This is a genomic window from Streptomyces sp. TBY4, from assembly GCF_024213195.1.
Lineage (GTDB): Bacteria > Actinomycetota > Actinomycetes > Streptomycetales > Streptomycetaceae > Streptomyces.
This window is the reverse complement of sequence record NZ_JANAVF010000013.1, coordinates 15711-29071: the sequence shown is the minus strand read 5'-3', so window position 1 is coordinate 29071 and position 13361 is coordinate 15711. Positions and strand designations below refer to the sequence as shown.

Sequence of the window (13361 nt, the reverse complement as noted above, 5' to 3'; positions counted from 1 at the left end):
CTCAGTCGTCTTCGTTGTCGCCGAAGTCGGGGCGGACGCCCCGGGCGGCCATGACCTCGTCGTTCGAGGTGCCGGCGGCGACCATCGGCCACACCATGGCGTCCTCGTGGACGATGAAGTCGACGACGACCGGGCGGTCGTTGATCGCGTTGGCCTCGGCGATGACCTTGTCCAGGTCGGCCGGGTCCTCGCAGCGCAGCGCCACGCAGCCCATGGCCTCGGACAGCTTGACGAAGTCCGGGACGCGGGTGCCCATGCGGGGGGCGGCGGACTCGCCGAGCTGGGAGCCGACGGCCGTGTCGGTGCCCGTCTCGTCCCCGTGCAGGACGGTGTTCGAGTACCGCTGGTTGTAGAACAGGGTCTGCCACTGGCGGACCATGCCCAGCGCGCCGTTGTTGATGATCGCGACCTTGATCGGGATGTTGTTCAGCGCGCAGGTGGCCAGTTCCTGATTGGTCATCTGGAAGCAGCCGTCGCCGTCGATCGCCCAGACGGTGCGCTCCGGCATGCCGACCTTGGCGCCCATCGCGGCGGGGACCGCGTAGCCCATGGTTCCGGCGCCGCCGGAGTTCAGCCAGGTGCGGGGCTCCTCGTAGTTGACGAAGTGCGAGGCCCACATCTGGTGCTGGCCGACACCGGCCGCGTAGATGGTGCCCTTCGGCGCCAGCTGGCCGATCCGCTCGATGACCTGCTGGGGGGAGAGCGAGCCGTCCTCGGGCAGGTCGTAGCCCAGGGGGTACGTGTCGCGCCAGCGGTTGAGGTCCTTCCACCAGGCGGTGTAGTCGCCGGCGTTGCCGTCGTTCGCCTCGGCCTGGACGGCCTGGATCAGGTCGGCGATGACCTCGCGCGCGTCGCCGACGATCGGAACGTCCACGGCGCGGTTCTTGCCGATCTCCGCCGGGTCGATGTCCGCGTGGATGATCTTGGCGAAGGGGGCGAAGCTGTCCAGCTTGCCGGTGACGCGGTCGTCGAAGCGGGTCCCGAGCGCGACCAGCAGGTCCGACTTCTGGAGCGCGGTCACGGCGGTGACGGCACCGTGCATGCCGGGCATGCCGACGTTCTGCGGGTGGCTGTCCGGGATGGAGCCCAGGGCCATCAGGGTGGTGACGACCGGGAGGCCGGTGAGCTCGGCGAGGACCTTCAGCTCGGCGGTCGCGCCGGACTTCATGACGCCGCCGCCGACGTAGAGGACCGGCCGCTTGGCGGCGGCGATCATCTTGGCGGCCTCGCGGATCTGCTTGGCGTGCGGCTTGGTGACCGGCCGGTAGCCGGGGAGGTCCTGGGTGGGCGGCCACGAGAACGTGGTCTTCGCCTGCAGGGCGTCCTTGGCGATGTCGACCAGGACCGGGCCGGGACGGCCGGTGGAGGCGATGTGGAAGGCCTCGGCGATGGTCTTCGCGATGTCCTCGGCCTTGGTGACCAGGAAGTTGTGCTTGGTGATCGGCATGGTGATGCCGACGATGTCCGCCTCCTGGAAGGCGTCGGTGCCGATCGCCTTGGAGGAGACCTGGCCGGTGATCGCGACGAGCGGCACGGAGTCCATGTGCGCGTCGGCGATCGGCGTCACCAGGTTCGTGGCCCCCGGTCCGGAGGTGGCCATACAGACGCCGACCTTGCCCGTGGCCTGCGCGTAGCCGGTCGCGGCGTGGCCGGCGCCCTGCTCGTGGCGGACCAGGATGTGACGGACCTTCTTGGAGTCCATCAGCGGGTCGTACGCGGGGAGGATGCAGCCGCCCGGAATGCCGAAGACGGTGTCGCACCCCACCTCTTCGAGAGAGCGGATGAGGGACTGCGCACCCGTGACGTGCTCAACTGCGGCGGTCTGGTGTCCGCCGGTACGGGCCCGCGGCTGCGGATGGTGGGCCCCGGTGGCCTGCTCGGTCATCGGCATTCTCTTCTCGAAGCTGAGGGTTTTACGAGGAGGGTTTTACGAGATTCGACGTTGCCAGTGCAACAAAAAACCCCTCGTGCCGGGAGGCAAGCGAGGGGAGCGCGTCGGGTGCGTTGAGCGGGGACATGCTGGCCCCAGCTTCAGCCGACGCGCTTTCCAAGTACGAGAATTCGGGTGCGCATGGCATTGACCCTCCCTCCGGCGGGAGGGTGATGTCAAGTGGGTGGGACGGGCGTCTCATTATGTGAGCCTCTGCGGATGGCCATCGAGCCCCCTGGGGAACCACCGGCCAACGCAGGTTGGGCCGCGCCGCCCGGTACTGGGAACGTACCGCGCACGAGCGCCCGGCGCAGCCTGTACTCGTCCAGAGGGCCGGAGAAGGCCATTCCCTGCCCGTGGGTGCAGCCCATCGCACGCAGTGCCATGACCTGCTCCGGGAGGTCCACGCCCTCTGCCACCGACTGCATCCCGAGGTCGTTTGCGATCCGCAACAAACCTGCGGTGATCTTGTGCAGCCGGGGGGATTCCACGACCCCCTCGACCAGGCCGCGGTCGAGCTTGAGCATGTCCACGGGGAGCCTGCGGAGCGCGCTGATGGCCGCGTAACCGCTGCCGAAGCCGTCCAGGGCGATCAGGACCCCGAGCCGGCGCAACGCCGCCAGACGGCGCTCCAGGTCGTCGAAGGGCACCCTGGGATCGGAGACGGCGAGCTCCAGGACGAGCGCGCCCGACGGCAGCCCGTTGCGGGTCAGCAGGGCTTCCACCGAGCCCAGCGGCATCGACCGGTCCAGCAGCCGCTGCGCCGTCATCCGTACGGCCACGGGGACGGAGTGCCCGGCCCGGTGCCGCTCGGCGGCCTGCCCGACGGCCTGCTCCAGCAGCCAGCGCCCCAGCTCGGCGGTGCGCGAGGCGTCCGGCACGGCCGGGTGCGCTCCCTCGCCGGCACGTCCGTCGCCGGCACCCCCCTCGCCGGCACCTCTCTCGCTGGCACCTCTCTCGCTGTACATGGCGACCCGCAGGAACTCGGCGGGGGTGAACAGGATCCCCTGGGCGGAGCGCCACCGGGCCTGCGCCACCACGGCCGAGATCTCCCCCGAGGCCAGGGAGACCACCGGCTGGTGCAGCAGGGCGAACTCGCCGTCGTGCAGCGCGGTGCGCAGCCGGCCCGCCAGCTCCGCCTTGCGGACGACCTCGGCCTGCATCTGGGGCGCGTACATCTCGACCCGGTCCTTGCCGCCCGCCTTGGCGCGGTACATCGCGAGATCCGCGTTGCGCATGAGGTCCGAAGGGGTGATGCCGGGGTCCGCGAAGGCCACGCCGATGCTGGCGGCGACCCGGACCTCGCTCCCGGCGATCCGGTAGGGCTGGGAGAGGGTGGTGCGCAGCCGGTCGGCGATCTCGTGGACCTGGTACTCGCGGGCGCTGCGGTCGCGGCTGCCGTCGCCCAGGATCAGGGCGGCGAACTCGTCGCCGCCGAGGCGGGCCGCGGTGTCCCCGGCCCGGACCGAGTCCTGGAGGCGTCGGGCGGCCTCGATGAGCAGCTCGTCGCCCGCCTGGTGGCCGATGGTGTCGTTGACCGCCTTGAACCCGTCGAGGTCGATGAAGAGCACGGCGGTGCTGTGGTCCCCGGCCCGCCGTCCGGTGAGGGCCTGGCGGACCCGGCGGGTGAAGAGCGCCCGGTTGGGGAGGTCGGTGAGCGGATCATGCTCGGCGCTGTGCTGGAGCTGTGCCTGGAGCCGGACCCGCTCGGTGACGTCGCGGCTGTTCAGGATGAGGCCGCCCTGGTGGCGGTTGACGGTGGACTCCACATTGAGCCACTCGCCGCCGCCCGATCTGAACCGGCACTCGATGCGGGTGGTCGGCTCCTCGGCGGGCGGCGCGGCCAGGAAGCGGCGCACCTCGTGGACCACGCGGCCGAGGTCCTCCGGGTGGATCAGGGTGGCCAGCTCGGTGCCGACCAGCTCTTCCGCCTCGCGGCCGTAGACCCCGGCGGCGGCGGGGCTGACGTAGCGCAGGGTCCCGGTGGGTGCGGCGATCATGATGACGTCGCTGGAGCCCTGGACCAGGGAGCGGAAGTGGTTCTCCTTCTGGGCCAGTTCCTGGGTCAGCGCGATGTTGTCGAGCAGCATGATGCCCTGGCGGATGACCAGGGCGAGCACGACCGTGCAGCCGGTGAAGACGACGACCCGGTCGACCTTCCGCCCGTCCACCACGTTGTAGAGGATGCCCAGCGTGCAGACGGCGGCCGCGAGGTACGGGGTGAGCGCGGGCAGGGAGCCGGTGATGGGGCGGCTGTGCGGCCGCTCGGCGCGCGCGTGGGCGACGGGGTCGGGGTGCAGCCGGCGGGCGCCCCAGGGGGCGTAGGCGAGGAGGAGCGAGCCGGCGAACCAGCCGGCGTCGAGGAGCTGGCCGGACTGGTACTCGGCGCTGAGCAGCGGCGAGGTGAACAGCGCGTCGCTCAGCACGGTCAGGGCGAGGGCCGCGATGGCGGTGTTCACGGCGGAGCGGTTGGTCTCGGAGCGGCGGAAGTGCAGCACCAGCACCATCGAGACGAGCGCGATGTCCAGGAGCGGGTAGGCCAGCGAGAGGGCGGCGCGCGGGACGCTGCCGGGGGCGCCGGACTGGGCGGTGCGCGCGGCGTGCGCGAGGGCCAGGCTCCAGGAGAGGGTGAGCAGGGAGCCTCCGATGAGCCAGGAGTCGAGGCCGAGGCAGACCCAGCCGGCCCGGGTGACCGGGCGCTTCGCGAGGACGAGCAGGCCCACGATGGCGGGCGGCGCGAAGCAGAGGAAGGCGAAGTCGGCGAGGGAGGGCTTCGGCACGGCCTCGCCGAGGACCACCTCGTACCAGCCCCAGACGGCGTTGCCGAAGCTGCCCATGAGCGAGGAGAACGCGAACAGCAGCCAGGCCGGGCGCTCCCGGCTGTCAATGGCCCGGGCGTAGGTGAAGCAGGAGACGGCGGCGAGCAGACCGGCGGCGCTGAGCCCGAAGTCGCCCATGATCTCGGCGAGTTCCTCGGAGCCCCAGCCGAGGGCCGCGCCCACCGCGTACCCGCTGCTGACCACCGCGAGGAGGAGCTGCATCGCCAGCCCCTTCGAGCCGCTGCCACCGCTCCCGCTTCCGGCGAGGGGCCGGCGGGTCAGCAGCGCCGCCCCCGGGGTGCTCACCGGTCCCCCTCGCTGGCTGGTTCCGGCGCGGTCCAGTCCCGGCACCGTCGCCTCCGGCGGCTTCGCCGCATCGGATCCTTCGTCCATTGGCCGTGCATCGCCCGTCGCCCCCCAAAGTGTCCGATCACTCCCCAGCGCCAGACGTTCGTGGCGCAGCCCCTTGTTCCGGACGATACACCACTTTCGTCACTCAGGGACATAGTTTCTCTACGCTCCGTCACCAACAAGGGAGTTGTGCCCACCGAGCGCATCCGGACGAACGCGGAGCGTGTGCATCACGCGTCAATCCGTGATCAGCACCGTGTTCTCCACGGGCTCCCCGGCGGCGAAGCTGCGGAGCTGACGGGCCACCAGACGCTTGGCCCGCGGCTCGAACGCGGAGCTGCTGCCGCCCACATGGGGCGTGATCAGGACACCCGGAGCATGCCAGAGCGGATGGCCTGAAGGCAGCGGTTCCGGATCGGTGACGTCCAGCGCGGCGCGCAGCCGGCCCGACTCCACTTCCGCCAGCAGGGACTTGGTGTCGACGACGGGTCCGCGGGCCACGTTCACGAGCAGCGCGCCGTCCTTCATCCGGCCGAGGAACTCCGCGCCCGCGAGCCCCCTCGTCTCCTCGGTGAGCGGCGTGGAGAGGATCACCACGTCGGCTGCGGGCAGGAGTTGGGGCAGCTCGGCGAGGGCGTGCACCGGCCCGCGCGCCGTGGTGCGCGCCGTCCGCGCGACCCGGACGATCCGCTCGCACTCGAAGGGCGCGAGCCGGTCCTCGATGGCCGCGCCGACCGCCCCGTAGCCGACGATCAGTACGGACTTGTCCGCCAGGGCCTCGTAGAACCCGAAGCGCCACTCCTCGCGGTCCTGGCCGCGGACCATGCCGGGGATCCCGCGCAGGGAGGCCAGGGTCAGCGTGAGCGCGAGCTCGGCGGTGCTGGCGTCGTGGACGCCCTTGGCGTTGCACAGCCGCACCCCGGGAGGCAGGTCGCCGAGGCCGCCCAGGACGTGGTCGACGCCGGCGGTCAGGGTCTGGACGACGCGCAGCCGGGGCATCGCGGGCAGCGGGCGCAGGGTGACGGCCGGGGACTTCATGTACGGGGTGACGTAGAAGACGCAGGCGGCGGGATCGCCGGGGAAGGCTTCCTCGCCGTCCCAGTGGCGGTAGCGGAAGGAATCGGGCAGGCCCTCGATCTCCCCGGCGGGGAAGGGGAGCCATACCTCGGGGGTTTCGGGGGTCTCGGGAATCTCTGCAGTCATGATCAGGAGGCTATGCCAGGGGATCCGGATCGAGCCGTTAGTTTGTGTGCCGGACCGAGAGGGCCGAGCAGGGACCAGGGGGAACGCACGGTGGAGCGCAGGTCGATCGGGGCGGGGGCGCTCACGGTGGGTGCCGTCGGCCTCGGCTGCATGCCGATGAGCGGGGCGTACGGGTCTTCGCGCAGGCGGGGCGAGGACTCGGTGCGGACCGTGCACACGGCCCTCGACCTGGGGGCGAACCTGCTCGACACCGCCGATCTGTACGGCCCCTACACCAATGAGCTGCTGCTCGGCCGGGTGCTGCGCGAGCGCCGGACCGACGCCTTCGTCTCCGCGAAGGCGGGGCTGCGCGCCGACGGGGTGCACGTGGTGGCCGACGGCCGTCCGGGGTACCTGCGGCGGGCCTGCGACGCCTCGCTGCGGCGGCTGCGCACGGACGTCATAGACCTGTACCAGCTGCACCGGGTGGACCCGGAGGTGCCGGTCGAGGAGTCCTGGGGCGCGATGGCGGAGCTGGTGGGCGCGGGGAAGGTGCGGGCGCTGGGCTTCTGCGCGCTGGGGGCGGGCGCCGGGCCGGGTGCGGGGCGGCGCGGGGACCGGGCGTACGAGGAGACCGTGCGGCACCTGGAGCGGGCGCAGCAGGTGTTCCCGGTGAGCGCGGTGCAGGCGGAGCTGTCGGTGTGGTCGCCGCAGGCGGCGTGGCGGCTGCTGCCGTGGTGCGCGGCGCGGGGGGTGGGGTTCCTGGCGGCGATGCCGCTGGGGAGCGGTTTCCTGACCGGGACGCTGGTCCCGGGCGAGGGGTTCGAGCCCGAGGACGTACGGGCCAGGCATCCGCGGTTCACGGCGTACGCGATGGCGGCGAACCAGGTGCTCGTGGCGGGGCTGCGGCGGGTCGCCCGGCGGCACGGGGCGGAGGTCACGGCGGCGCAGGTGGCGCTGGCGTGGGTGCTGGCGCAGGGTCCGCAGGTGGTTCCGGTGCCGGGGGCCGGGCAGGCGCGGTGGGCGGCGGAGAACGCGCGGGCGGCGGAGGTGCGGCTGACCGCCGGGGACCTGGCGGAGCTGTCGGAGCTGCCGGTGCCGGTGGGGGCCTGAACCACTCGATCGAGTGTACGAGTGGAGGAACTTGGGGCATGGTCGGCGCTGTTGAGTCGTGTGAGGGCACGATCGGAGGACCGGAGGGGAGTACGGCGATGCGATACGGACACGAGCGGGGACACGAGCAGGGGTCGGCCGCGGGGCCGGGGCAGGACCGGGGGGCGGCGCAGGCACAGGGGGCAGCGCAGGCCCAGGGGGCAGCGCAGGCCCGGGGGGCGGGTCAGGGCCGGGTGTGGAGTCGGGCGGGAGTGCCGACGGGGGTCTACGGGGGCCCCCGCGGGCGGGCCCGGGGGGTGCTGGCGGTGTTCGCGCTGGTGGGATGTGGGGCGCTGCTGGCGGCGGGGTGTTCCCCGCCGCCCGGTACCGGGGCCCGGCCGAGCGAGGCTCCACCGGGGACGACGGCGGGCTCGGCGCCGCCGGGGGCCTCCGCCTCCCCCTCCCCCTCCGCCTCGCCCTCGGGGCCGGCGGCCAAGGGCCGGGTGACGGTGAGCGGCGTGGCCGCCCAGGGGCTGGAGTCCCCGTGGGGCGTGGCTCCGCTGCCCGACGGGAACCTGCTGGTCGCCTCGCGGGACAAGGGCACCATCAGCCGGGTCGATGTGGGCACGGGCGCCGTCACCCCGGTCGGCAAGGTGCCCGGGGTGGCCCCGGGGGGCGAGGGCGGCCTGCTCGGGCTGGCCGTGTCCCCGTCCTTCGCCTCGGACCTCATGGTGTACGCCTACTTCACCACCGAGTCCGACAACCGCATCGCCCGGCTCCGCTACGACGAGAAGAGACCGGCGGGCGAGCAGCTGGGCGCGCCCGACACCGTCTTCAGGGGCATCCCCAAGGGGCTCATCCACAACGGCGGGCGGATCGCCTTCGGCCCGGACAAGATGCTCTACGCCGGGACGGGCGAGACCGGGGAGACCGGGCTGGCCCAGGACAAGAAGTCGCTGGGCGGGAAGATCCTGCGGATGACCCCGGACGGGGAGCCGGTGCACGGCAACCCCGAGGCGGACTCGGTCGTCTACTCCTACGGGCACCGCAATGTGCAGGGGCTCGCCTGGGACAAGGACAAGCGGCTGTGGGCGGCCGAGTTCGGCCAGAACACCTGGGACGAGCTGAATCTGATCGAGCCCGGCGCGAACTACGGCTGGCCGGAGGCCGAGGGCAAGGCCGGCAAGCCGGGGATGCGCGATCCGGTGGCGGTGTGGAAGACGGACGAGGCCTCGCCGAGCGGGATCGCCTGGGCGCAGGGCTCCGTCTGGATGGCCGGGCTGCGGGGTCAGCGGCTCTGGCGGATCCCGCTGGCCGGGGCGACCCCGGTGGCGGAGCCCGAGGCGTTCCTGTCGGGCGAGTACGGCCGGCTCCGCACCGTGGTGGCCCTCGGTGGGGACAGATTGCTGCTGGTCACGAGCGAGACGGACGGGCGCGGGTCGCCGGAAGCCGGCGACGACAGGATCCTGACTCTGACGGTGGAATGACCGGCGGGCCCCGACGGTGGGCCGGAAGGCGCGGTGGACGCGGTGTTCAACATGATCGAGGAGCTGTTCAGTCCGGGCCGCAAGCACACGGACGAGGAGAAGAAGCGGCTGGAGCTCTCCCGGATCGACGTGAACGACGGCGATCCGGGAAAGGGCCCGATAGACCTGGACTCCGGCAAGGTGCTCATACGTCCGAAGGAACACCCGGCGGCCTAGGCCGGGGCGGCCGGGAGGCCTCCCTCAGCCGCCCGGCCTCCCTCAGCCGGTCCCGGCCGGCTGCTGGGAGACGGGGCCGAAGAGCCGCAGCCGGTGGGCCAGGGCGGCGGCCTCGCCACGGCTCGCGACGCCGAGCTTCGCCAGGATGTTCGAGACGTGCACGCTGGCCGTCTTCGGGGAGATGAAGAGCTCCTCGGCGATCTGGCGGTTGGTGTGGCCCACCGCGACCAGGCGCAGCACGTCCCGTTCGCGGCTGGTCAGACCCAGCGCCTCGACCGGGTCGGTGTCCGGGGCGAGCAGGGCCCTGGCGGCGGCGTCCACGGGGGTGAGCGGGAGCCTGGCGCGCTGGGCGAGCAGGGCCAGGTCCTCCCGGAGCCTGCGGGCGCCGAGCCGCTCGGAGGTGGCGTACGCCTCCTGGAGGAGTCCGACGGCGGCCTCGCGGTCCCCGCCGGCGGCCAGCAGGGCCTCCACGAGCCGGTACTGGGCCCTGGCGAGCAGGTAGGGGCGCTCCAGGGGACGGATGGCCGCTTCCACGGCCGTCCAGTCCTCCACGGTGTCCCGGGCCTCGGCGCGCAGCAGCTCGGCCCTGAGGTACTCGGAGTGGGCGCTCCACAGCGGGACCGGGGTGGCCAGGCCCCGGGCCGCGGAGCGCAGCATGCCCAGTGCCTCCTCGCGGCCCGCCTCGGCGGCGGGCAGGCCCCGGGCCTCGGCTTCGGCCGAGGCGGCGGCGAGCAGCAGCGGCCAGGCGTAGCGGTGGTTGCCGAGGGGGAAGCCGAGGTGGACGGCGGCGGCGGCCTCGGCGCGGACGTCGGCGATCCGGCCCTCCCCCGCGGCCACCCCGATGGCGAGCCGGGACAGCGGGATCTGGTGCTGGGGCTGGCCGTCGTGGGATCCGAAGTGGGCGCGGGCGGCGGTGAGCTGGGCGGCGGCCTCGGCGAGTTCGCCGCGGGCCAGGGCCAGGTAGGCCAGCCGTCCGGTCGCGGCGGCGCGCGGGGCGGCTCCACCGCTGACGATGCCCATGGTGCGCCGGGCCTCCGCCTCGGCCTCGTCCCAGCGGCCGAGGCTGTACAGGCTCTCCGCCAGGTTCCCGCGGACCCAGGCCTCGGAGTCCATCAGCTGGGACTTCTTGACCAGCTCGACGCCCTGTTCGGCCAGTTCCACGGCTTCGGGGGACCGGCCCAGGGCTTCCAGGTGGGAGGTGAGGTTGATGTGGGCGCGTCCCACCAGAGCCCCGAGTCCGAGTTCGGCGGCCCGGTCCTTGACCGCGTACATCTCGGCGAGTCCGCGCTCGGGGTCGCCCGTGTCGACGAGCAGGCTGCCGACGGTGATCCGGGCGTTGAGTTCGGTGTCCTCGGCGCCGATCATCCGCGCGTACTCCACGGCGCGTTCGGCGGCGACCAGGTTGTCGGGTCCCGGTGTGTGGAGCATGCCCCAGCTCGCGGCCCGGACCAGCACGTCGGCATGCACCTGGGACGGGGGCAGCCCGCGGACGAGGTCCTGTGCCCGGGCGAGCTCCTCCCAGCCGTCGCCGCGGCCGAGGCCGGTGATCAGACGGGAGCGTTCGGTCCAGAACCAGGCGGCGCGCAGCGGGTCGTGGCCGTCGTCCAGCGCGCGCAGGGCCGTCTTGGTGAGCTTCAGGGCCCGCTCGCGTTCGCCGCCGAAGCGGGCCGCGACGGTGGCTTCGGCCAGCAGGTCGAGGCGCTGCAGCGGAGTGGTCTCCGGGTCGCAGCCGCAGGGCGGGTACACCTCGGTGTAGTCCGCCGGGCGCAGTGCGCCGCGCACCTCCTCCGGTACGGCCTCCCACAGTTCCATGGCCCGCTCCAGCAGCCGCAGCTGCTCGGAGTAGGCGTGCCGGCGCCGGGCGGCCACCGAGGCGGCGAGCACGGCGGGCAGGGCCTTGGCCGCGTCGTTGGCGTAGTACCAGTAGGTGGCGAGCCGGATGACCCGCTCCTCCGCGCGGATCAGCGAGTCGTCCTCTTCGAGCTCCTCCGCGTAGCGGCGGTTGACGCGGGCGCGTTCGCCGGGGAGCAGGTCGTCGGAGACGGCCTCGCGGACCAGGGAGTGGCGGAAGCGGTAGCCGTCGCCGTCGGAGGTGGCGAGGAGGATGTTGGCGCCGACCGCGGAGCGCAGGGCCTCGATCAGTTCGTCCTCGGTGAGCCGGGTGACGGCGCGCAGGAGGGGGTACTCGACCGTGGAGCCGCCCTCGGCGACGATGCGCACGACGCGCTGCGCGGCGTCGGGGAGGACTTCGACGCGGACGAGGAGCAGGTCGCGCAGGGATTCGGTGAGGCCGGTGCGGCAGCCGCTGGCGCGGGAGGCGACGAGTTCCTCGACGAAGAAGGCGTTTCCGTCGGAGCGGTCGAAGACCGATTCGACGAACTCCTCGTCGGGCTGCGAGGCGAGGATTCCGGCGAGCTGACGGCGCACTTCGGCCCGGTTGAAGCGGGAGAGCTCGATGCGCTGGACGGTGCGCAGCCGGTCGAGTTCCGCGAGGAGCGGGCGCAGCGGGTGGCGGCGGTGGACGTCGTCGGCGCGGTAGGTGGCGACCACGACGAGCCGGCCGCTGCCGAGCGCGCGGAAGAGGTAGGAGAGGAGGTGCCGGGTGGAGGTGTCCGCCCAGTGCAGGTCCTCCAGGACGAGGACGACGGTGCGGTCGGCGGCGAGCCGTTCCAGCATCCGGGCCGTCAGCTCGAAGAGCCGGGCCGTGCTCTCCTCGTCGTGCGGGCCGCGCGGGGTCTCGCCCAGTTCGGGGAGGATGCGCGCGAGTTCGTCCTCCTGGCCGACGGCGGCCGCGGCCAGTTCGTCGGGGAGCAGCCGGTGCAGGGTGCGCAGGGCCGTCGAAAACGGGGCGAAGGGAAGGCCCTCCGCCCCGATCTCCACACAGCCTCCGACGGCGACGACCGCGCCGCGGCGGTCGGCCTCGCAGAGGAACTCCTCGGTGAGCCGGGTCTTGCCGACCCCGGCCTCGCCGCCGATGAGCAGTGCCTGGGGCTCCTGGCCCTCGGCGCGCGTCAGGGCGTCGGTGAGTATGGCCAGTTCGTCGGCTCGGCCGACGAACACCGGGCTGACAGATCGGGTCTCCACGCCGCCGAGCATCGCACAGAGGCCCTGCTCATCGGCACTGGATATCGGTGCGCTTCTCATCACGTGCCGGTTCGCACAGTTTCGCGGCGCGGGTTACGCGGCGCGGGTGAACCGGCCGCGCTGTCCTCTCACCGACCCCTCCGGTTCCTGGCTGCGGGAGAAGGGGCGGCGGGCCTTCTTCGCTTCCCGGACCAGACGGTAGGCGTCGGCCTCGCGGATGAGGTCGTCGCGGCGGGCGGTGGCGATCTCGTACTCGAACATCTCGTGCTCCCTGGTTCGCGTTTCTCGGACACCTCGTTCGGTGTGATCCAAGATTCACGCCCCAGGGGGTGCCGGCACATCGGGAGCATGCCGCATCTGCACGGGCCGGGGTGCCTTAGGCCGGGACCCGGGGTCCCTGAGGTGGCCTAAGGCAGTACCTAGGCGGGCCGCGGAACAGCGGCGGACGGCCTGGGCGGACCGCTTGCGGGCGGCCCGGACGGCCTAGGCGCCGGGGGCCGTCGGCAGGGCGAGGAGGTACATGAACACGAAGGCGATGATGCCGACGACGGCGAGGACCACGGCGGCCCAGGACACGGAGCGGACCCATGCCGGGAGGGTGCGGCCGGGGGCGCCGAAGGCCGGGCGGGCCAGCACGAACACGGCGAGGAGCAGCGCGATCGTCGACAGGACGCCGTTGACCAGGGCGGTCATGTGCCAGGCGTTGCCGTACAGCGCCTCGATCTTGTCCGCGGTGGAGGTGGCGTCGGCCGCGCTGATCTGGCCCTTGAGGGTCTCCCGCTCGGCTATGACGCGGGAGGTCCAGCTGCCGCTGAGGGCGATCAGGCCGAGGCCGGCGGCGACGATCGCGGAGGCTCCGGAGGCGACACCACTGTCCTGCACATCGTCGGCGGCGGCCTCGAGCTCGTCGAGCTCGTCGAGGTCCCCGAGCTCGTCGGCCTCGGCGGGGGCCTGCTCGGTGGCGGCGGTGTCCGCGGCGGCCGGGGCGGTCGTCTCGTCGGTGGCGGCCTTCTTCAGGTCGGCCGGGGAGTCCGCCTCGGGAGCGGTCGGGGCGGGGGTCTTGGTGGTGTCCATGCGGGGCACCGTAGGCGGCTTTTCTGAGAGGTTCCTGAGAATCCGTCCGGCCGGCGGCCGGCGCCCCGCCCCGGCCCGGCGGGAGAGCGGGGACGGGGCGGCGGCGGCCGGGCACGGAAGGTGGCC

Annotated in this window: 9 protein-coding genes; 3 read left to right on the top strand and 6 right to left on the bottom strand. The window is 73.0% G+C overall.

Going from position 1 to position 13361, the window contains the following annotated elements; all coding sequences use genetic code 11:
- Position 1: 1 nt before the first annotated feature.
- From NLX94_RS27020 to NLX94_RS27010, 3 genes are all read right to left on the bottom strand, one after another.
- Entirely contained in the window at positions 2–1891 is a 1890-nt protein-coding gene (locus NLX94_RS27020) for an acetolactate synthase large subunit (RefSeq protein ID WP_254385706.1), read from the bottom strand.
- 215 nt (positions 1892–2106) lie between these two features.
- Positions 2107–4971, bottom strand: coding sequence for a bifunctional diguanylate cyclase/phosphodiesterase (locus tag NLX94_RS27015; protein ID WP_254385855.1), 2865 nt, complete (start codon positions 4969–4971; stop codon positions 2107–2109).
- A gap of 366 nt (positions 4972–5337) precedes the next feature.
- Positions 5338–6303 carry a 2-hydroxyacid dehydrogenase gene (locus NLX94_RS27010; RefSeq protein ID WP_254385705.1) on the bottom strand — a complete coding sequence of 322 codons (966 nt, stop codon included), beginning with the start codon at positions 6301–6303 and terminating at the stop codon, positions 5338–5340.
- Positions 6304–6393: 90 nt separating this feature from the next.
- Between NLX94_RS27010 and NLX94_RS27005 the strand changes: the two genes are divergently transcribed.
- The 3 genes from NLX94_RS27005 to NLX94_RS26995 all read left to right on the top strand — a co-directional run bounded on the left by NLX94_RS27005 (position 6394) and on the right by NLX94_RS26995 (position 9077).
- A complete protein-coding gene (locus NLX94_RS27005; RefSeq protein ID WP_254385704.1) occupies positions 6394–7395 on the top strand; it encodes an aldo/keto reductase in 1002 nt (333 codons plus the stop codon).
- A gap of 305 nt (positions 7396–7700) precedes the next feature.
- A complete protein-coding gene (locus NLX94_RS27000) occupies positions 7701–8861 on the top strand; it encodes a PQQ-dependent sugar dehydrogenase (RefSeq protein WP_254385854.1) in 1161 nt (386 codons plus the stop codon).
- A 33-nt stretch (positions 8862–8894) separates the two neighbouring features.
- Positions 8895–9077 carry a DUF6191 domain-containing protein gene (locus NLX94_RS26995; protein WP_308402546.1) on the top strand — a complete coding sequence of 61 codons (183 nt, stop codon included), beginning with the start codon at positions 8895–8897 and terminating at the stop codon, positions 9075–9077.
- A gap of 42 nt (positions 9078–9119) precedes the next feature.
- On the opposite strand, the gene NLX94_RS26990 is transcribed toward NLX94_RS26995, so the two are convergent.
- From NLX94_RS26990 to NLX94_RS26980, 3 genes are all read right to left on the bottom strand, one after another.
- Positions 9120–12173, bottom strand: a complete 3054-nt coding sequence (locus NLX94_RS26990) for a helix-turn-helix transcriptional regulator (protein ID WP_254385852.1) — start codon at positions 12171–12173, stop codon at positions 9120–9122.
- A gap of 81 nt (positions 12174–12254) precedes the next feature.
- Positions 12255–12422, bottom strand: a complete 168-nt coding sequence (locus NLX94_RS26985) for a hypothetical protein (protein WP_254385703.1) — start codon at positions 12420–12422, stop codon at positions 12255–12257.
- A 222-nt stretch (positions 12423–12644) separates the two neighbouring features.
- Positions 12645–13235 carry a hypothetical protein gene (locus tag NLX94_RS26980; protein WP_254385702.1) on the bottom strand — a complete coding sequence of 197 codons (591 nt, stop codon included), beginning with the start codon at positions 13233–13235 and terminating at the stop codon, positions 12645–12647.
- Positions 13236–13361 lie beyond the last annotated feature (126 nt).